29 protein-coding genes are annotated in these 19,067 nt (G+C 35.7%); all 29 read left to right on the top strand.

Translation table 4 applies throughout. The features are described from left to right. Positions 1-47: 47 nt before the first annotated feature. The 29 genes from H6411_RS00375 (at position 48) to H6411_RS00235 (ending at position 19,064) form a co-directional block, all read left to right on the top strand. The gene (locus tag H6411_RS00375; RefSeq protein ID WP_216082674.1) at positions 48-914 is read left to right on the top strand and encodes a hypothetical protein; all 867 of its coding nucleotides are present in this window, start codon (positions 48-50) and stop codon (positions 912-914) included. Positions 915-930: 16 nt separating this feature from the next. Next, entirely contained in the window at positions 931-1,779 is an 849-nt protein-coding gene (locus H6411_RS00370) for a hypothetical protein (RefSeq protein ID WP_216082673.1), read from the top strand. A gap of 22 nt (positions 1,780-1,801) precedes the next feature. Next, positions 1,802-2,266, top strand: a complete 465-nt coding sequence (locus H6411_RS00365; protein ID WP_216082672.1) for a hypothetical protein — start codon at positions 1,802-1,804, stop codon at positions 2,264-2,266. Positions 2,267-2,296: 30 nt separating this feature from the next. Beyond that, a complete protein-coding gene (locus tag H6411_RS00360; protein WP_216082671.1) occupies positions 2,297-2,893 on the top strand; it encodes a hypothetical protein in 597 nt (198 codons plus the stop codon). Between the two features lie 35 nt (positions 2,894-2,928). Then, positions 2,929-3,759 (top strand): hypothetical protein, encoded by an 831-nt coding sequence (locus H6411_RS00355; RefSeq protein ID WP_216082670.1) that lies wholly within the window; start codon positions 2,929-2,931, stop codon positions 3,757-3,759. A 16-nt stretch (positions 3,760-3,775) separates the two neighbouring features. Beyond that, positions 3,776-4,189, top strand: coding sequence for a hypothetical protein (locus H6411_RS00350; protein WP_216082669.1), 414 nt, complete (start codon positions 3,776-3,778; stop codon positions 4,187-4,189). Positions 4,190-4,201: 12 nt separating this feature from the next. Then, positions 4,202-4,699 (top strand): hypothetical protein, encoded by a 498-nt coding sequence (locus H6411_RS00345; protein WP_216082668.1) that lies wholly within the window; start codon positions 4,202-4,204, stop codon positions 4,697-4,699. Between the two features lie 18 nt (positions 4,700-4,717). Continuing rightward, entirely contained in the window at positions 4,718-5,569 is an 852-nt protein-coding gene (locus tag H6411_RS00340) for a hypothetical protein (protein WP_216082667.1), read from the top strand. 28 nt (positions 5,570-5,597) lie between these two features. Next, positions 5,598-6,431: a hypothetical protein gene (locus H6411_RS00335; protein WP_216082666.1), complete on the top strand. Its 834-nt coding sequence runs from the start codon at positions 5,598-5,600 to the stop codon at positions 6,429-6,431. Between the two features lie 26 nt (positions 6,432-6,457). Then, entirely contained in the window at positions 6,458-6,820 is a 363-nt protein-coding gene (locus tag H6411_RS00330) for a hypothetical protein (protein WP_216082665.1), read from the top strand. Positions 6,821-6,822: 2 nt separating this feature from the next. Beyond that, positions 6,823-7,326 (top strand): hypothetical protein, encoded by a 504-nt coding sequence (locus H6411_RS00325; protein ID WP_216082664.1) that lies wholly within the window; start codon positions 6,823-6,825, stop codon positions 7,324-7,326. 10 nt (positions 7,327-7,336) lie between these two features. Continuing rightward, on the top strand, positions 7,337-8,173 hold the full coding sequence (locus H6411_RS00320) for a hypothetical protein (RefSeq protein WP_216082663.1): 837 nt from the start codon (positions 7,337-7,339) through the stop codon (positions 8,171-8,173). 110 nt (positions 8,174-8,283) lie between these two features. Continuing rightward, the gene (locus H6411_RS00315; protein ID WP_216082662.1) at positions 8,284-9,117 is read left to right on the top strand and encodes a hypothetical protein; all 834 of its coding nucleotides are present in this window, start codon (positions 8,284-8,286) and stop codon (positions 9,115-9,117) included. Positions 9,118-9,136: 19 nt separating this feature from the next. Continuing rightward, entirely contained in the window at positions 9,137-9,985 is an 849-nt protein-coding gene (locus H6411_RS00310) for a hypothetical protein (RefSeq protein WP_216082661.1), read from the top strand. 33 nt (positions 9,986-10,018) lie between these two features. Then, positions 10,019-10,402 (top strand): hypothetical protein, encoded by a 384-nt coding sequence (locus H6411_RS00305; RefSeq protein ID WP_216082660.1) that lies wholly within the window; start codon positions 10,019-10,021, stop codon positions 10,400-10,402. A 2-nt stretch (positions 10,403-10,404) separates the two neighbouring features. Beyond that, positions 10,405-10,905, top strand: a complete 501-nt coding sequence (locus H6411_RS00300) for a hypothetical protein (protein WP_216082659.1) — start codon at positions 10,405-10,407, stop codon at positions 10,903-10,905. Positions 10,906-10,914: 9 nt separating this feature from the next. Next, positions 10,915-11,745 (top strand): hypothetical protein, encoded by an 831-nt coding sequence (locus H6411_RS00295; protein ID WP_216082658.1) that lies wholly within the window; start codon positions 10,915-10,917, stop codon positions 11,743-11,745. An 18-nt stretch (positions 11,746-11,763) separates the two neighbouring features. Beyond that, positions 11,764-12,192, top strand: a complete 429-nt coding sequence (locus H6411_RS00290; protein ID WP_216082657.1) for a hypothetical protein — start codon at positions 11,764-11,766, stop codon at positions 12,190-12,192. A gap of 12 nt (positions 12,193-12,204) precedes the next feature. Then, complete coding sequence (locus H6411_RS00285) at positions 12,205-12,696, top strand: hypothetical protein (protein ID WP_216082656.1); 492 nt, start codon at positions 12,205-12,207, stop codon at positions 12,694-12,696. Between the two features lie 9 nt (positions 12,697-12,705). After that, the gene (locus tag H6411_RS00280; protein WP_216082655.1) at positions 12,706-13,560 is read left to right on the top strand and encodes a hypothetical protein; all 855 of its coding nucleotides are present in this window, start codon (positions 12,706-12,708) and stop codon (positions 13,558-13,560) included. Positions 13,561-13,582: 22 nt separating this feature from the next. Continuing rightward, a complete protein-coding gene (locus H6411_RS00275) occupies positions 13,583-14,092 on the top strand; it encodes a hypothetical protein (protein ID WP_216082654.1) in 510 nt (169 codons plus the stop codon). A gap of 3 nt (positions 14,093-14,095) precedes the next feature. Beyond that, on the top strand, positions 14,096-14,926 hold the full coding sequence (locus H6411_RS00270; protein WP_216082653.1) for a hypothetical protein: 831 nt from the start codon (positions 14,096-14,098) through the stop codon (positions 14,924-14,926). A gap of 19 nt (positions 14,927-14,945) precedes the next feature. Continuing rightward, on the top strand, positions 14,946-15,377 hold the full coding sequence (locus tag H6411_RS00265) for a hypothetical protein (RefSeq protein WP_216082652.1): 432 nt from the start codon (positions 14,946-14,948) through the stop codon (positions 15,375-15,377). A gap of 13 nt (positions 15,378-15,390) precedes the next feature. After that, a complete protein-coding gene (locus H6411_RS00260) occupies positions 15,391-15,900 on the top strand; it encodes a hypothetical protein (RefSeq protein ID WP_216082651.1) in 510 nt (169 codons plus the stop codon). 9 nt (positions 15,901-15,909) lie between these two features. Further along, the gene (locus tag H6411_RS00255; protein WP_216082650.1) at positions 15,910-16,740 is read left to right on the top strand and encodes a hypothetical protein; all 831 of its coding nucleotides are present in this window, start codon (positions 15,910-15,912) and stop codon (positions 16,738-16,740) included. Positions 16,741-16,850: 110 nt separating this feature from the next. Beyond that, positions 16,851-17,243 (top strand): hypothetical protein, encoded by a 393-nt coding sequence (locus H6411_RS00250; RefSeq protein ID WP_216082649.1) that lies wholly within the window; start codon positions 16,851-16,853, stop codon positions 17,241-17,243. Positions 17,244-17,257: 14 nt separating this feature from the next. Further along, on the top strand, positions 17,258-17,764 hold the full coding sequence (locus tag H6411_RS00245; RefSeq protein ID WP_216082648.1) for a hypothetical protein: 507 nt from the start codon (positions 17,258-17,260) through the stop codon (positions 17,762-17,764). 3 nt (positions 17,765-17,767) lie between these two features. Further along, complete coding sequence (locus tag H6411_RS00240) at positions 17,768-18,589, top strand: hypothetical protein (protein ID WP_216082647.1); 822 nt, start codon at positions 17,768-17,770, stop codon at positions 18,587-18,589. 19 nt (positions 18,590-18,608) lie between these two features. Next, positions 18,609-19,064 carry a hypothetical protein gene (locus H6411_RS00235; RefSeq protein WP_216082646.1) on the top strand — a complete coding sequence of 152 codons (456 nt, stop codon included), beginning with the start codon at positions 18,609-18,611 and terminating at the stop codon, positions 19,062-19,064. Positions 19,065-19,067: the final 3 nt, after the last annotated feature.

The raw sequence follows: 19,067 nt of genomic DNA, 5'->3' as shown, positions 1-19,067 counted from the left end.
TTGGTTAATAATTACTTAAATAGATAAAATACCTGTTTTTTAAAAATATGCCATCACCAGCAGCAGTAGGCGGAGGAGCATTGGGAGCAGCGGCTGTAGGAGTTGGAGGCGCTTATTTGGCTGGAGCTTTTGAAGGATCAGGCTCTTCAAAGGTTGAATCAGAGCCAACAAGGGTTCTTTTGTCTGGTATAGATGGTTTTAGTCAAGCTTATGAGAATGCTAATGGAGTAGGGAAACTATATGGTAAATATTTAGTGGCTCCTTATGGTTCTAGAGGTAATGGAGTTTCTCAAAATGTTACTAGACCTGATAATAAAGATTGATGAGAGTGGTCTTATAAGAGATGAAAATGAGATTCCGAAAAGATTGGTGATAGTTTAAGTATTGAATTTAAAGATGATAAGAAGATAAATGCTGCATTTTCTGACAGCACTACTACCTCAAATGCCTCTCCAAAAGCTTTAAATCAAGTTTGTGATGATGTTTATAAAGGAAATCAAGATTCAATAACACCTGAAGAAAATTTTTCAGGAAATAAAACTAAATTAAAGAATGATCTATGAAAGTATTGTTCTATATTAGGCGAAGTGAAAACTATTGCTGAAGTAAGTGCAGAAACTTATGATGGAACTAACAAGAAAGGAGCTGACGCTACAAATATCAAAAAATTTATAGCTATAACAGGTAATGATAAATTTTGAGAAATAAGAAATCAAGAGTTTTATGCAACTTCTAATCCTGGAGAAAAATCTAGATCTAAAGCGACTAGCGACTCTTCTAAATTTAAAACAGACTCAGATGGAACTTCCAAAAAAAATATAAGAAATATTTGTCAAGAAGCATATAAATTTGAGAAATCCAATGGCACGGATTATTATCCTGATGCAGAAATAAGTAGATTTTGTGTTTTATAAAAGAGATTAATTAGTTATGCCATCCCCAGCAGCAGTAGTTGGAGGCGCTTTAGGAGCTGGGGCAATAGGAGTCGGTAGCGCGTATTTAGCTGGAGCTTTTGGAGGTTCAGGTTCTTTAGAAGTTGAAATAGAGCCAACAAAGGTTCTTTTGTCTGCGGATTCTAAATTCAATACAGACTATTCAACTAATAATTTAATAGGAAAAGATTATGGGAATTATTTGGTGGCTCCTGTAGGATCTACAACAACAGGGACTGTAGAAACTAATAATAAAGCTTGATGAGATTGATCTTATAAAAGGTGGCAAAGAGATTTTGCAAATCAAAATAGTAATTTAAGTGAAGAATTCAAAAATGAAAGTAAAGTAAGTTCTGCTTTTTCTGATGTTTCTAATTCTTCTACTGCTTTAAATAAGGTTTGCGAAGCTGTTTATAAGAAAGCAAAGACAGAAATAACTTCTGAAGATACTCCAAACAACAAAGCAAAATTAAGAAATGACCTCTTTAAATACTGTTCTATATTTGGAGAATCTTTCAAGACTATTAGTGAAGTAGAAGAAGAAAAAAGTAATTATGGGTCAGGAAATTTTGGAAGCGACAATACACATTCTAAAACATTAATTGCTGTAACAGGAAATGATAAATTTTGAGCTAAGAGAAATGAGGAATTTTATTCAAGCACAGGGAACAAAAAGGGAGATGATAGTGCAAGCAAGTTTTTCAAAAAATTTTATGATGAAAACAAAACTAAGAAGAAAAACATAAGAGAAAGATGTAAAGAAGCATATAAGAAACCATCTAGTACAGCTGCATCTGCAGATGAAAGTCCTAATTTAGGAGAAGTAACTAAATTTTGTGCTATATAGGACTATCTAATAATTGAGTTATATGACGCCACAAGCAGCAGCTGGAGCAGGATTAGGAGGATTAGCTGCAGCGGGTGTTGGCGGAACTGGTATTGCATATGCAGCTGGAGCTTTTGAAAAACCTAAAGCACCAGATTTAAAAGATGGAGGATCTGAAAATGGTAATGGGCAAAATGAACAAACAGATATTCAAGCAGAAAGAGGGAGAGTCAATGATGGGGATGGAGCTGTTGTAACACCAGACGATAAGAATACTACTCCTCAGGAACAACCTGTTGTCAACCCGATTCCTGAAGTAAATGAAACACAAGCATCTGAGTCTAGTCAAGATCAAGTCAAACAAACAGATAGAGATACAGAAGCTGAAACGACAAAAGGCGGAGGAGGAACTTCTGATCCACAACCTTCTAGTGAAGCAGGTTCAAGTTTAGAACCAGCAGCATCAACCCCTATAGGAGGTTCTGAAGTAGCGGGCGTTGTAGCATAGTTTTTAATTAAAATTGCCGAAATAAATAATATGAATCCAGCTTGGTGAGCCGTTACATTTGGTGTGGGTGCTAGCGGAGTAGGAGGTGGTTATTTAATTAATGATATGGTTGTTAGAAGAGTTGTTGCAACAGCTGATGAAATAGAAAGAAAATTAGATGAAGCGGTAATGAATGATGGGGTAACTGATTTATGTGGACATGTATTCAAAATAGAGGATTATTGGCATTTTGTAAAAGGAAACGATGTATTAATATCAGTTAACTTTAATCATTCAAAACATTTTTTTGTGCCTGTTTCTGTTGTAGGCAAATATTGTCAAAAGAAAAATGCATTGAACAAAGTTAGAGATTATGGTGGATATGAAATAAAAACTCTAGATGAAGGTAAGAGAATATGCAACAAGTTTGATATTGAAATTACTGAAACTGATGAAACGGCTCATTTGGAATTAGAAGGTTATCATATAAGTCATTTGCCAGAGGCAGGAACGGAATCTTATAAAAAATGCGCAGTTGAGTATAGGAGATATAACCCTTCTTACAGAATAGATTATGCACGTCTTTGGGGTTACAAAAGCGATTCAGAGAGGGAAAAAGAAAAACAATTGGCTTTGCAGCAAGGTTAAATTGCTTATAGGAAACTAGAAGTTAATAATTAGTTATGGCATCACCAACAGCAATAGGCGGAGGAGCATTAGGAGCGGCTGCAGTAGGGGTTGGCGGAGCATATCTAGCTGGAGCTTTTGAAGGGCTAGGATCTTCAGAAGCTGAAAAAGAACCAGCAATAGTTCTTTTGTCTGAAGATACTACATTTTCTGCCGAAAATACCAATTTAATAGGAAAGCTGTATGGTAAGTATTTAGTTGCTCCATTAGGTTCTAAAGGCGATGGCGATTCAAAAACCGATAACAGAAAGTGGTGAGAGCAATCTTATAAAAGATGAAAAGAAGCTTCCCAGCCTACAAATAATGATTTGAGTAATGAGTTTAAAAGCAGCAATCAAGTAAGTAAAGCCTTTTCAGATAATGCTTCCGAACCAGATTCTTCAAAAGCTTTAAATAAGGTTTGTGAAACTATTTATAAAAAAGAAAATTCGGAAATAACTTTTGAAGATGCTTCAAACAATAAGACAAAACTAAAAAATGACTTATTCAAATATTGCTCTATATTAGGAGAAGTAAAAACTATTGGTGAAGTAAGTGGAGAGAGTTATGATCCTAACACTAATTACGGAGGAGATTCTACAAATGTCAAGAAATTTATAGCTGTAACTGGAAATGATAAGTTTTGAGAGATAAGAAATAAAGAGTTTTATGCAGATTCTGGAGATAAATCTAATTCTCAAGCATCTGAAAGCTCTAAGTTTAAGAGTGAATCAAAGAAAACTTCAAAGCCAAATATAAGAGATATTTGCAAAGCAGCATATGGATCTGCCAAAACAAATAATACAGACTATCCTGATGCAGAAATAAATAAGTTTTGTGTCTTATAAAAGAAATTAATTAATTATGGCATCCCCGTTAGTTGTCGGAGCAGGAGTAGTTGGCGGAACAGCTGCAGTAGGAGCTACTTCAGTTGCTGCTTATCATGCTTTTAACAAAGATGCAACACCTGAGCAAGTTAAGAATCCAACTCCTAAAGGAGAACAAGTTCTTGAGTCTGGTCAAGATAAAAGCGGACAACTAACTGATAACACTAATCTTCCTGCCGCACAAGTTACAACAGAGGGAGAGGAACCAAATAAAGAAAAATCAGGAACACCTGATTCAGAAAAAGTATCTGTCGGCTCGCCATCTACTGAGAGCAGCCCAGCTCCAGTTTCCCAACCTATTCCGGGCGAAAGCGAAACCCTTCCATCGGGAACTGCAAATGTTGAAACTTCTGCGCCAAAATTAACAGATTCTTCTCCTCAAGCTTCTTAATTTTTTATAGTTATGACACCACAAGCAGCAGCCGGAGCCGGAATAGGAGGATTAGCAGGAGCAGGTGGAACTGCAGTTGCTTATGCTGCTGGCGCTTTTAATGGAAAAGAAAGCAAGAAAAAGGAGAAAGTAGGAGAAACTTATTTATCTCAAGCTTCAAAACTTAATTCAAAAGAAAATAAAGAATATATTGGAACGAATGATAAAGATAGAATTAAGACACTTTTGGGGGAAAACAACTCTCCTAAATACGCAGATACTTTAAAAGAGGCGTGAGATAGTATGGAAGATAATGATTCAGGAACAACATTGGGTAAGCCAAGCACAAGAAAAGATGAATTATTCCAAAAAATAGCAGAAGGCAATAACAAAGACGATATATCTAACTATACAAGTAAGTGATGCGAGCATATTGCTAAAAAAATTTTATTTTCAGTTCCTACTTCTGAAGGAAAAGATAAAAATACATGGGAAGCATTTAATAAAGCGTGTTTTTGAAATAAAGCATAAGTGTTTAGCAAATAATTTATGGCATCACCGGTAGCAGTAGGCGGAGGCGTATTGGGAGCTGCTGCAGTAGGGGTTGGCGGAGCATATCTAGCTGGAGCTTTTGAAGGGCTAGGATCTTCAGAAGTCGAAATAGAACAAAAAATAGTTCTTTTGTCTCAGAATTCGGAATTTAAAACAGAATATGGGACTGACGGTAAGATAGGAAAAGATTATGGAAATTATTTAGTAGCCCCTTTTGGAGATACTTCCGCATCTAAGGATGGCCAAATAAAAGAAAATAATAGAAAATGATGAGAACAATCTTATGAAAATTGAAAAAGAGATTCAGAAAACAGTTCACAAACTTTAAGTGAAGAATTTAAAGATACCAGTAAAGTAAGCAAGGCTTTTTCGGATAGTACCGATGTATCAGATTCTTCTACTGCTTTAAATAGAGTTTGTAAATCTATTTATGTAAAAGAGAAAAGCACAATAACTTTAAATACCGGCTCTACAGGCAATGAAGTTAAATTAAAAAGAGATTTATTCAAGTACTGTTCTATATTAGGGGAAGTAAAAACTATTAGTGAAGCTGAAGAAGTTTATAACACTGACACCAAAGGAAAAGAGGATGCTAATGCTAAAAAGTTTATAGCTGTAAATGGAAATGATAAGTTTTGAGCCAAAAGAAATGAAGAATTCAATGATATTTCTAATGCCGGAGAGAAGTCTAGATCTAAATCAACTGTCACAACTTCCAAATTTAAAACTGGATTAGAAGGGAATTTAAAATCAAGCGTAAAAGATATTTGTCAAGAGGCATATAAATCTTCAAAAGATAATCAGATAGATTATCCAACCGCTGAAGTAGATATATTTTGCACTTTATAAATTAGAGGATTTTTATATATAGATAGATATGGCATCCCCAGCAGCAGTAGGCGGAGGAGTATTAGGAGCAGGAGCAATAGGAGTTGGTAGTGCATATTTAGCCGGAGCTTTCGGAGGATTAGATCCTTCAGAACCAACAAGAGTTCTGTTGTCTCGGGACTCTAAATTTAATGAAGGCTATGGAACTGGAGATAAGATAGGAAAAGATTATGGAGATTATTTAGTAGCTCCTATAGGAGAAAACGGAACAGGAGGAACAAAAACTAATAATAGAGATTGATGAGAATGATCTTATAAGAGATGACATGCAGATTCCAAATCTAAAAGCGGCGATTTAAGCGATGAATTTAAAAGCAGCAATCAAGTAAGTAAAGCTTTTTCAGATATTACTTCTGAATCAGATTCTTCCAAGGCTTTAAATAAGGTCTGCGAAGTTGTTTACAAACAACAGAAAAGCACAATAACTTCTACAGGAAGTTCTCCAGATAATCCAGCTAGATTAAAAAGAGATTTATTCAAGTACTGTTCTGTATTAGGAGAAGTAAAAACTATCAGTGAAGTATCGGAGGAGACTTACACAACCGCTTCTACTTATGGAAACTTGCCTGAGAATACTAAAAAATTTATAGCTGTAACTGGAAACGATAAATTTTGAAAAGTAAGAAATGATGAGTTTTATGCAACTTCCGATATCGGGGAGAAAAACAAATCTAAAGCGAGTAGTGGTTCTAAGTTTGAAACTGAACCGAAGACAAATTCAAAACCAAGTGTAAGGGATATTTGTAGAGAAGCATATAAATCTTCTAGTTCTAATAACACAAACTATCCTTCTGATGATGTAAATAAATTCTGTACTTTATAGGCAAAAATTTAATTTATTAATAGATTATGGCATCCCCAGCAGTAATTGGCGCAGGAGTAGTAGGGGGAACAGCTGCAGTAGGAGCTACTTCAGTCGCAGCTTATCATGCTTTTAATAAAGATGGAGAAACCAAAAAACTGGAAGAGCCGAGTCAGAAAGTAGGGAAACCTGGAGATGGTAGTCCACAGACTGAACAAGCAAATAATGAAGAACAAGAAACAGATAAAGGTAGAGGATCTGAAGCTCCAAGCGAGCCTTCTGTAGTAAATAAATCTCCTGGAGAAGGAACGAATTTATCTCCTTCAACATCAGGAAAAAATACACAAGCTTCTCCTGCAGCTGGATCAGTTCAAACTCCTGAATCACCCACAGAAAACCCTTCTAAATAAATATGACACCACAAGCAGCAGTAGGAGCTGGAATAGGGGGATTAGCCGCTGCAGGAGCAGGAGGTACTGCTGTTGCTTATGCAGCTGGAGCTTTTAAGGGAACAGAAAATAAAAAAAATAATGATCAAGAACCAACTTATTTGTTTCAGGCTTTGAAGCTTGATCCAAATAACACAAAAGAATATATTGGAAAGAATGAGAGCGACAAAATCAAAAATCTTTTAGGGGTTGATCAAACTCCTAAGTACTCAGATACTTTGAAAGAATCATGAGACAAAATGATTGATGATACTCCAGGAACAACGTTGAACAGACCAAATACGGGTAAAGATGAGTTGTTTAAATTGACGGAAGATAGCAAGAATCAAATATCTACTTATACAAGTAAGTGATGCGAGCATATTGCTAAAAAACCTTTATCTACAGTTCCTACTTCTGAAGGAAAAGATAAAAATACATGGGAAGCATTTAATAAAGCATGTTTTTGAACTAAAGCAGGAGGTTAATCAATAGTATATGGCATCACCAGTAGCAGTAGGCGGAGGAGCATTGGGAGCGGCTGCAGTAGGAGTTGGTGGAGCATACTTAGCTGGAGCTTTTGAAGGATCAGGTTCTTCAAAGGTTGAAACAGAACCAGAAATAGTTCTTTTGTTAAATGAATTTAATTCTTCTTCAGTTTATGCAACTGCTGGTTTAATAGGAAAGGATTATGGCCATTATTTGGTAGCTCCTATAGGTTCTAGAGGGGAGAATGATTCAAAAATTGATAACCAAAAATGATGAAAGCGATCTTACGAAAGATGGCAAGAGGATTCTAAATCTGCAAACAACAGCTTAAGTGCTGAATTTAAAAATGGTCAGATTAATTCGCCTTTTTCTAGCAGTGCCGCTACATCAGATTCCCCAAAAGCTCTAAATCAAGTTTGTGAAGCTGTTTATAAAAAAAATAAAAGTTCGTTGGGTTATGAAGCGAATGCCGCAGATAATCCAACTAAATTAAAAAATGATTTATTCAGATATTGTTCTATATTTGGAGAATTAAAAACTATTGGCGAGGTAAGTACAGAAACTTATGCAAATACTAAAAAAGGATTTGATTCTGCGAAAATAAAAATATTTATAGCTGTAACAGGAAACGATAAGTTTTGAGAGATAAGAAATAAAGAGTTTTATGCAGCTGATGGAGATAAGTCTAAATCCAATGCAAAAGGAAATTCTTCTAAGTTCAAAGAAAAATCAGAGGCGAATCCTAATTCTAAGATAAGAGATATCTGCAGAGAAGCATATGAATCTGATAAGTCAGATGCTAATAATTATCCTGACGATGAGATAAGTAGATTTTGCGTTTTATAAACAAAAAAATCTTTTTAAAGGGGAGTAACTGACATTAAGTTTGTATTTGGTACTATATATTTAATTTTTACTTTTATAGGTCTGTATATTACTAACTTTATTAATTAATCATGGCATCCCCAGCAGCAGTAGGCGGAAGTTTACTAGGCGCAGGAGCTATAGGAGTTGGTAGTGCATATTTAGCCGGAGCTTTCGGAGGATTAGATCCTTCAGAACCAAATAGGGTTCTTTTATCTGATTATTCTCAATCTTCTTCAGCTTATACAGAGGGCGACAAGATAGGCAAAGCATATAAAAATTATTTAGTTGCCCCTATAGGATCTAAAACAACAGGAGGCGTAACAACAAATAATGAAGCTTGATGAAAATGATCTTATAAGAGATGACAAGCGGATTCCGGGTCTAGGAACAACGTTTTAAGCACTGAATTTGAAAACGATAAAAAAATTAATTCTGCCTTTTCTTCTACCATCCCTTCCCCAACAGTTTCTCCAAAAGCTTTAAACCAAGTCTGCGAAGATATTTATAAACAAGATAAAAGCTCCCTAATCCCTGTAGGGAACGCTACGGAAAATAAGACCAAATTAAAAAATGATTTATTTAAGTATTGCTCTATCTTGGGAGAGGTTAAAACTATTAGTGAGGTAGAAGATGCAGATTATGGAGAAAACACTAAAGGGAAAGATGCGACAAATTCTAAGAAGTTTGTAGCTGTAAAAGGGAATGATAAGTTTTGAGAAATAAGAAATAAAGAATTCTATGGCGATGATTCTGGAGAGAAATCAAAATCTAAATCAACTGTAGGGACTTCTAAATTTAAAGCTAAATCAGTAGAAACTCCTAGACCCAAAATAAGAGATATTTGTGAAGAGGCTTATAGATCTGGAAAAGACGAAAGCACAGACTATCCTTCTGCGGAAGTAAATATATTTTGTGTTTTATAGAGTCCTTATATAGATAAATATGGCATCCCCAGCAGCAGTAGGTGGAGGTTTACTAGGAGCAGGAGCTATAGGAGTTGGTAGTGCGTATTTAGCTGGAGCTTTTGAAGGCTCAGGTTCCTTAGAAGCTGAAGTGGAACCAGTAAATGTTCTTTTGTCTTCTGAAGCTAACTTTTCTTCAAGCTATGCAACTAGTGGTTGAATAGGAAAAGAATATGGGCATTATTTAGTTTCTCCTATAGGTTCTCAAACAAAAGAGGATGCAACAATTGATAATAAAAAATGATGAGAATGGTCTTATAAGAGATGACAAAAAGATTTCAAGTCAAAAAAGGGTAGTTTAAGTGATGAATTCAAAGACGATAAGAAAATAAATTCTTCGTTTTCAGAAACAGCTCCTTCCGAAGGTACTTCACCAAAAGCTTTAAATAAAGTTTGTGAAGCTGTTTATCAGGGAACGAAAGATTCAATAACACCTGAAGAAAATTTTTCAGGAAACAAAACCAAATTAAAAAATGATTTATTTAAGTATTGTTCTATATTAGGAGAAGTAAAGACTATTGGTGAGGCAAGTACAAAAACTTATGGCGCTACTGAAAAGGGCGGTGATTCTACGAAAAATAAAGGATTTATCGCTGTAACTGGAAATGATAAGTTTTGAGAAATAAGAAACAAAGAATTTTATGAAGGTTTGGATTCTGATAAAAAATCCAGATCTAAAGCAGCTGGGCAGTCTTCTAAATTTAAAACTGATTCAGAAGGAAATTCAAAACAAAATATAAGAGATATTTGCGGAGCAGCATATAAATCTCAAACATCAGAAGATGAAAGCTATCCTATTTCAGAAATAAATATATTTTGTGTTTTATAGGTAAGAATACTTTTATATATTCATTAGATAAATATGGCATCACCAGCAGCAATTGGAACAGGAGTAATAGGCGGAACAGCTGCGGTAGGAGCTACTTCTTTTGCAACATATCAAGCCCTTAACAAGGGCGGAACACCTGAACAAATAAAAGAACCAGATAAGAAAGTGGAAGATGATAGTAAAACTAAAGATAAACCTACAGATTCTCCAACGGGAGGAGAAACTACTGATGAAACAGCAGCTCCTAAAGGAGATATTACACCTACAGAAGATTCAACAAATTTACAATCTCAACAGCAATTAGATAAAGGTCAAAGAAATAGCGGCGGTGGAGAAAAATCTACATTAGAAGCAGCATCTACTGGAACAAAGTCAGATGTGGATCAATCAGGAACATCAGTAAATCCTTCTAAATAAATATGACACCGCAGGCAGCAGTAGGAACAGGATTAGGTGGATTAGCTGCTGCAGGAGTAGGCGGAACAGCAGTCGCTTATGCTGCTGGAGCTTTTGGAGAAAAAGAAATTAAGAAAGATGAGGAAGTTAAAAATTATTTATTTCAAGCTTTAGCGGCTTCTTCGAATGCAGGTAAGGAATATATCGGCGAGAATAAAGATAGTAGAATCAAAACGCTTTTAGCAGATAGTACTTCTCCTAAATATTCCGAAACTTTAAAAAATGTATGAGACAAAATGAATGATGATACTTCAGAAAACTCTTTAGGTAAACCAAATACAGACAAAGATGAATTATTTAAAGAAACAATAGAAGAGGCAAATAAAGAAAGCATATCTACCTATACAAGTAAATGATGTGAGCATATTTCTAAAAAACCTTTATCTGAAGTTCCTACTACTGGAGTTAACCAGAATACATGAGATGCATTTAATAAAGCTTGTTTTTGAACTAAAGTAGCATAACAATAATATATGGCATCCCCAACAGCAGTAGGTGGAGGAGCATTGGGGGCAGCAGCTATAGGAGTAGGAGGCGCGTATTTAGCTGGAGCCTTTGGAGGGTTAGATTCTTCAGAACCAGTAAGGGTTCTTTTGTCTAAGGATTCTACATTTGATACAGAATATAAAAACACCAGCAATATAGGAAAAGAATATGGGAATTATTTAGTAGCTCCTATAGGTTCTAGAGAAGAGGAAGGAGTAACAAAAAATAATGAAGCTTGATGGCAATGGTCTTATAAGAGATGAAAAGCGGATTCTGATAAACAAAATGATAATTTAAGTGATGAATTTAAAGACTCAAAGAAGATTGATTCTGCTTTTTCTAAAAGTGCTGCTACATCAGATTCTCCCAAAGCTTTAAATAAAGTTTGTGAAGATGTTTACAAAAAAACTAAAGACTCAGTAATTCCTGCAGGCAGTTCCACAGAAGATAAAACAAAATTAAAAAACGATTTATTTAAGTACTGTTCTATATTGGGAGAATTAAAAACTATTAGTGAAGTAGTCACAGAAACTTATGTTGGAGCTAATAAGAAAGGAGCAGATCCTACAAATTCAAAAAAATTTATGGCGGCAACAGCAAATAATAAATTTTGAGAAATAAGGAATAAAGAATTTTATGCGGGTGGAGATGGGGAGAAATCAAAATCTAAAGCAACAGGAAATTCTAAATTTAAAAATGGGTTAGATGGAAATCCGAATTCAAATGTTAGGGATATTTGCGCACAAGCATATGAATCTGGGACATCAGATACAGCAGATTATCCTATTGCAGATGTAGAAAGGTTTTGTGTTTTATAAACAAAGATATTAATTAGTATGCCATCCCCAGTAGCTGTTGGAGCGGGAGTAATAGGAGGAACAGCAGCAGCAGGAGCGACTTCTGTTGCTGCTTATCATGCTTTTAATAAGAATGGAACAGCTGAAGAAAATCCAACTCTTAAAAAACCACCAGCTTCTGAGACTAGCCAAACTCAGGATGCACAACAGGAAGATACTCAATCACAAGGAGGAACTAACTCTAGTACGCCAACTGCGGAGGAAAAAGCCGCAACTGGAGATAATGCAGAAACAGAAGTTGTTTCTCCACAAATGCCTAACGAAGCTGGCACTGAAGGTTCGACTTCAAAAATATTAGAGGCTGCTGATCGAGTAGGAAAATCTCAGGAAGGAACAACACTTGCAGAAACTGGATCAAGTCCGACTGTTAAAACAGAACCATCTAATCCTTTATCAAAAGGGCATTAAGTTTAGATAAATATGACACCACAAGCAGCAGTTGGGGCTGGAATAGGGGGATTAGCCGCTGCAGGAGCAGGAGGTACTGCAGTTGCATATGCAGCTGGGGCTTTTGAAGCAAAAAAGAAGAAGGCAGATGAGAATTTAAAAGAGACTTATTTATCTAAGGCATCAAAACAAACTGTGACATTGAATAAAGAATATATAGGCGAGAACGGTCAAGATTCGAAAGTTAAAGTTTGGATGAAGTCAAAAGAAAAAGAAACAAAGTACAAGCAAGATTTAGGAAGCGCTTTAGAAAGTATGAATTTGACTGAAGATAATAAACCTACAGAGAGCACAATTAGTAAATTGAAAAAGCCTGATAATTTAGAAGACGGAGAAGCGGAAATAACTTACAACTACACTAAAAAATGATGTGAAACTAAAAAAGAAACAGTTTATGATCCAAGCAAGACAGAAGAGTTTGGCATTTTCCAAAAAATTTGTTTTGTTGGTAGAAATGTTGCTTAAAGAATAGTTATGGCATCCCCAGCAGCAGTAGGCGGCGGTTTACTAGGCGCAGGAGCTATAGGAGTTGGCAGCGCATATTTAGCAGGAGCTTTTGAAGGGTCAGATTCCTTAGAAGTTGAGGCGGAACCAGCGAACGTTCTTTTGTCTTCTGAAGCTAACTTTTCTTCAGGCTATGCAACTAGTGGTTGAATAGGAAAAGGATATGGGCATTATTTAGTTTCTCCTATAGGTTCCCAAACAAAAGGGAATGTAACGATTGATAATAAAAAATGATGAGAGTGATCTTATGAGAACTGAAAAAGAGATTTAGCAAACAGTCCAGGAACTTTAAGTGAAGAATTTAACGGTACAAATAAAGTAAGTAAAGCTTTTTTAGATAGTACTTCTGTATCAGATTCTTCTACTTCTTTAAATAAGGTTTGTAAATTTGTTTATGAACAAGATAAAAGCAAAATAACTCCAAGCGCCAATCCCGCAGGCAATGAGGTTAAATTAAAAAATAATTTATTCAAGTACTGTTCTATATTAGGAGAAGTGAAAACTATTAGTGATGTGAGTAAAGAGACTTACGGAAATGATACTAATTATGGCGGAAACCCTGAGAATGCTAAGAAATTTGTAGCTATAACAGGCAATGATAAGTTTTGAAACAAAAGAAGCGAGGAATTTTATTCAAACAAAGGGAGCAAAAGAGGAGATGATGATACCAGCAAATTCTTTAAAAAATTTTATGTCGATAATAAGAATGAAAAGAAAAATATAAGAGGAAGATGTGAAGAGGCATATAGGAAACAATCTAGTTCAACCGAATCTACAGATGCAAGCCCTAGCTTAGCAGAAATAACTAAATTTTGTGCTATATAGGATTATTGAATAGTTAGGTTACATGACATCACAAGCAGCAGTAGGAACAGGATTAGGTGGTTTAGCTGCAGCAGGCGCGGGAGGTACTGCTGTTGCTTATGCTGCTGGAGCTTTTGGCGGAGATAAATCAACTAATTCTGATAATACTAGTGTTGCTTCTTTAACATACAGATTACAAGCAGAAGAAGAATTAAAAACTGAGAAAAAAGAGTACATAGGAAACAACTTAGAGGACAGAATTAAAAAGCTTTTATATGATGCAAGTACAAAAGATAGTAATTATTTGACTAGTGTAAAAGGCGTTTGAACAGATATGAATAAACAAGATAAGATGCAAGAAGACCAACCAGGATCAGATGATATAGAGAATTCTGATAAACAAGATAGCATTGTAGATTACATAAATAAATGATGCGAAGCTGTTTCAGTGCAAACATTATCAACTAAACCAACAACTGAATCTTCTAATGAAGGTAAAAAATTAAAAGCTTTCAAAAAAGCTTGTTTTTGAACTAAAGCAGCACAACAGTAATATATGGCATCCCCAGCAGCAGTAGGCGGAGGTTTATTGGGCGCAGGAGCTATAGGAGTTGGTAGTGCATATTTAGCCGGAGCTTTTGAAGGTTCAGGTTCCTTAGAAGTTGAGGCAGAACCAGCGAACGTTCTTTTGTCTGAGGACTCTACATTTTCAACCTATACAACTGATTCTTGAATAGGAAAGACATACGGACGTTACCTAGTAGCTCCTATAGGATCCAAAGCAGTAGGTGACGCAACAGCAAATAATGAAAAATGGTGGAAGTGATCTTACGAAAGATGACAAAAAGATTTCAAGTTAAAAAAGGATAGTTTAAGTGATGAATTTAAAGACGCAAGTAAGGTAGGTTCAGCTTTTTCTGCCGAAAGTTCTTTAACAACAGCTTTAAATAAGGTTTGTGAAGTTGTTTATAAAAAAGATAAAAATACAATAACTCCTGCAGACAGAACTCCAGACAACAAAATCAAACTAAAAAACGATTTATTTAAGTATTGCTCTATATTGGGAGAAATGAAAACTATCAGCGAAGTAGGAGAACCAAATTACAACAATAGCACTAAAGGAAAAGACGAGACAAATGCTAAAAAGTTTGTCTCTGTAATAGGGAATGATAAGTTTTGAGAGATAAGAGATAAAGAATTTTATGCAAATGACAATGGAGCAAAATCAAAGTCTAAAGCAACTGGCGACTCTTCTAAATTTAAAGCTAAATCAGCAGAAACTCCTAGACCCAAAATAAGAGATATTTGTGGGGAAGCATACAATTCTCAGACATCAGATACATCTGAATATCCTTCCGGAGAAGTAGATATATTTTGTGTTTTATAAACCAAAAGATTAATCAATTATGGCATCCCCAGTAGCTATTGGAGCAGGAGTAGCAGGAGGAACGGCTGCAGTAGGAGCCACTTCAGTTGCTGCTTATCATTCTTTTAAAAAGAATGGAACAGCTGAAGAAAATAAAAGTCCAGATCTTAAAACAGGATCAACTATTGGATCTGATCAAACTAACGATAAGTTAGTTGATGGTATTCAAGCGCCTGAGAAGCCAGCTGTAGTAGAAGAAACTTTAGAGCAGACAGACGTAGAAGCATCTAAACCTGGATCGAAAGAACTTGTGGAAGGAAAAAAAGAACCTGCTGATGTAGCAGACACAAAAACAAAAGATAACGCTTTATCAAGTGCTCCTGTAGGTGTAGAATCAGGATCAGTCTCAACACCTACAGGAGAATTAGGCAATGGAGCTGAACCTTTAACACAGGTAAATCTTGAATCTTAGTTTTTAAATAGAAATGACACCACAAGCAGCAGTAGGAACAGGGTTGGGTGGATTGGCTGTTGCAGGAGCGGGAGGTACTGCTGTTGCCTATGTAGCTGGAGCTTTTAAAGGAACAGAAAATAAGAAAACTAATGAACAAGAGCAACCAACTTATTTATCTCAAGCTTTAGAAGTTGCTTCAAAAAAAGGTAAAGAGTATATTGGAAAGAACGATAACAATAGAATTAAGGCACTTTTAGGCGAAAGCAAAACACCTAAATATTCAGAAGCTTTAAAAAATGTATGAGAGAAAATGACTGATGATACTTCAGGAAATTCTTTAGGTAAACCAAGTACAGACAAAAACGAATTATTTAAAGAAACAATAGAAGAGACAAATAAAGAAAGCATATCTACTTATACAAGTAAATGATGTGAGCATATTTCTAAAAAACCTTTATCTGTAATTCCTGCTACTGATAGCGGCGAGAAGAATGCATGAGATGCATTTAACGAAGCATGTTTTTGAACTAAAGCAGCATAATAGCAATACATGGCATCTCCAGCAGCAGTAGGCGGAGGTTTACTAGGTGCAGGAGCTATAGGAGTTGGTAGCGCATATTTAGCAGGGGCTTTTGAAGGAACAAACTCTTCAAAAGTTGAAGTGGAACCGGCAAACGTTCTTTTGTCTCATAATGGAACTCCTTCAACGTACACAAGTGATACAGTAGGAAAGTTATACGAAAATTATCTCGTGTCCCCTGTAGATTCTAAAGAGTCAGGGGGAACAACAATTAATAATCAAAAGTGGTGAGAGTGATCTTATAAAAGATGGCAAGCAGATTCTGGAAAGGAAAGCAATAATTTAAGTGTTGAATTTAAAAATTCTCAGAAAATTAATTCTCCTTTTTCTGGTATTACTGCCACAGAAGATTCTACAAAAGCTCTAAATCAAGTTTGTGAAGCTGTTTACAAACAAAATAAAAGCACGATTATTACTTCAGAAAGTTCTCCAGATAATCCAACTAAATTAAAAAGAGATTTATTCAAGTACTGCTCTATATTAGGAGAAGTAAAGACCATTAGCGAAGCTGGGGAAAATTACGACAATAAAAAAGGTGGCGATTCTACAAACAAAAAAACATTTATTTCCGTAACAGGAAACGATAAATTTTGGAAAATAAGAAACGAAGAATTTTATGCGGATGGCAATGGAGCGAAAAGTAAATCTAAAGCAACAGGAGAATCTTCTAAATTTAAAGTTAAGTCAGCAGAAACTGATAAGCCAGAAATAAGAAAAATTTGCGAAGGGGCGTATGAATCTACTAAAGAAGAGCAAACAAACTATCCTATTGCGGATGTAAATATATTCTGCGTTTTATAAACAAAAAAATCTTTTTAAAGGGGAGCAACTGACACTAAGTTTGCGTTTGGTACTATATATTTAATTTTTACTTTTATAGGTCTGTATATTACTAACTTTATTAATCAATCATGGCATCCCCAGCAGTTGTTGGAGCAGGAGTGGTAGGCGGTACAGCCGCAGTTGGAGCTACTTCAGTGGCAGCTTATCATGCTTTCAATAAAAATGGAGCGGATAATCAAACAAAAGAGCCTAGCAAGAAAGCAGCAGCTGCTGAAAATAATAATGCGAGGGCAGAACCTAAACAAGCAATAACTGATGATGGAAGTTCTGGATCGTCTGGCGAATCTTCTAAACCGAATGTGTCTACCGGAAATGGGGTTGATGTAGTTGCTCAACCGCAACCAAATAGTGTTACAAACGCTGATTCAGAAAAACGAGATTCACAAGCTCTTGTTAGCGGAACTCAGCCAGACAAAACTTCTTTAGAATCTTCAGAAAGTCCTAAACCTGAAGGGACTTAGTTTTTTAAATATTCATGACACCACAAGTAGCAGCTGGAGCTGGAATAGGGGGATTAGCTGTTGCAGGAGCAGGGGGCTCTGCTATTGCTTATGCAGCTGGAGCTTTTGATGGAAATAAATCAACTAATACCGATAATACTAGTGTTGTTTCTTTAACATACAAAGCACAAGCAGAAGAGGAATTAAAAAATGAAAATAAAGAGTACATAGGAAAAAATACTGACGAGAGAATTAAGAAACTTTTATATGATGCAAGCAAAAAAGATAGTAATTATTTGACTAGCGTGCAAGGAGCTTGAGAAAATATGAATAAACAAGGCGGGATGTCCATAGAACAACCTAAAAAAGCAGATATTGAAGGGAACAATAAGCAGGATGATGTTGTAAATTACATTAACAAGTGATGTGAAGCTGTTTCAGCGCAAACATTAACAACTAAACCAACAAACGAATCTGATGAAGGTAAAAAATTAAAAGCTTTCAAAGAAGCTTGTTTTTGGACTAAAGCAGCACAACAATAATATATGGCATCCCAAGTAGCAGTAGGCGGAAGTTTACTAGGAGCAGGAGCTATAGGAGTTGGTGGAGCATATTTGGCTGGAGCTTTTGGAGGAGAGGAAGTTTTAGGATCAGAACCAACTGTAAGGGTTATTTTGCATCAGGATGATGGCTTTAATACAGACTATACGGATAATAATTTCATAGGAAAAAAATATAGTAAATATTTAGTAGCGCCTATAGGCTCTAAGGGAGCCGAGGGTTCAAAAACTAATAATAGGGAATGATGAGCATGATCTTATGCTAGATGACAAAAAGACTCTAAGCCACAAGATAACGACTTAAGTACTGAATTTAAAGGTGGAAGTAAAGTAGGTTCAGCTTTTTCTGATGCTTCAGATTCTTCAACTGCTTTAAATAAAGTTTGTGAAGCTGTTTATAAAAAAAATAAAAGCGAAATAACTTCTTCAGGGACTTCTCCAGATAATCAAGCTAAATTAAAAAGAGATTTGTTTAAGTATTGTTCTATATTGGGAGAAGTAAAAACTATTAGTGAAGTTGGAAAAACTTATGGCAATAGCACTAAAGGACAAGTAGATGCCAACAAAAAAACATTTATAGCTATAAAAGGAAATGATAAATTTTGAGAAGAGAGAAATAAAGAGTTCTATGCAACTTCTGGAGACAAGTCTAATTCTTCGGCAACTGAAGGTTCTAAATTTAAGACTGAACCACAGACAACTACAAAACCAAATGTAAGGGATATTTGCGAAAAAGCATATGAGTCTTCAACGTCAGATACAACAAATTATCCTGTTGCTGATGTAAGTAAATTCTGTACTTTATAAGCAGAAAAATTAATTAATTTTGGCATCCCCAGCAGCAATTGGAGCAGGAGTGGTAGGAGGAACAGCGGTAGTAGGAGCCACTTCAGTTGCTGCTTATCATGCTTTTAATAAGAATGGAACAGCTGAAGAAGTTCCAACTACTAAAGGTTTGCAAACAGCGCCAACTCCTGAACCTGGCCAAACTCAGGATGTACAACAAGAAAGCGTCCAACCACAAGGAAGAATTGATGACGCAGACGCTGATACATCAACTTCGAAAGGAAAGGAAGTAACTGAAGAGAATAAAGAAGTAGCAGATGTTTCGTCACAAACGCCTGCGCAAAAAGGTACTGAAGATTCTGCTCCGAAAACACTAGAGACTTCTGGTCAAGAAGGAGAACCTCAAGGAGAAACAACACCTTCTGTAAATAAAACAGAAGAACCTACTGCACCAGCACAGGCAAGCAATCCTAAACCTGAAGGATCTTCTGTTTAGATA

Origin of the sequence: Candidatus Mycoplasma haematohominis, assembly GCF_902712995.1 — a bacterium.
Taxonomy (GTDB): Bacteria; Bacillota_I; Bacilli_A; order Mycoplasmatales; family Mycoplasmoidaceae; genus Eperythrozoon_B; species Eperythrozoon_B haematohominis.
Note: the sequence above shows the minus strand (reverse complement) of the source record. Positions and strands in the feature narration are given on the sequence as shown.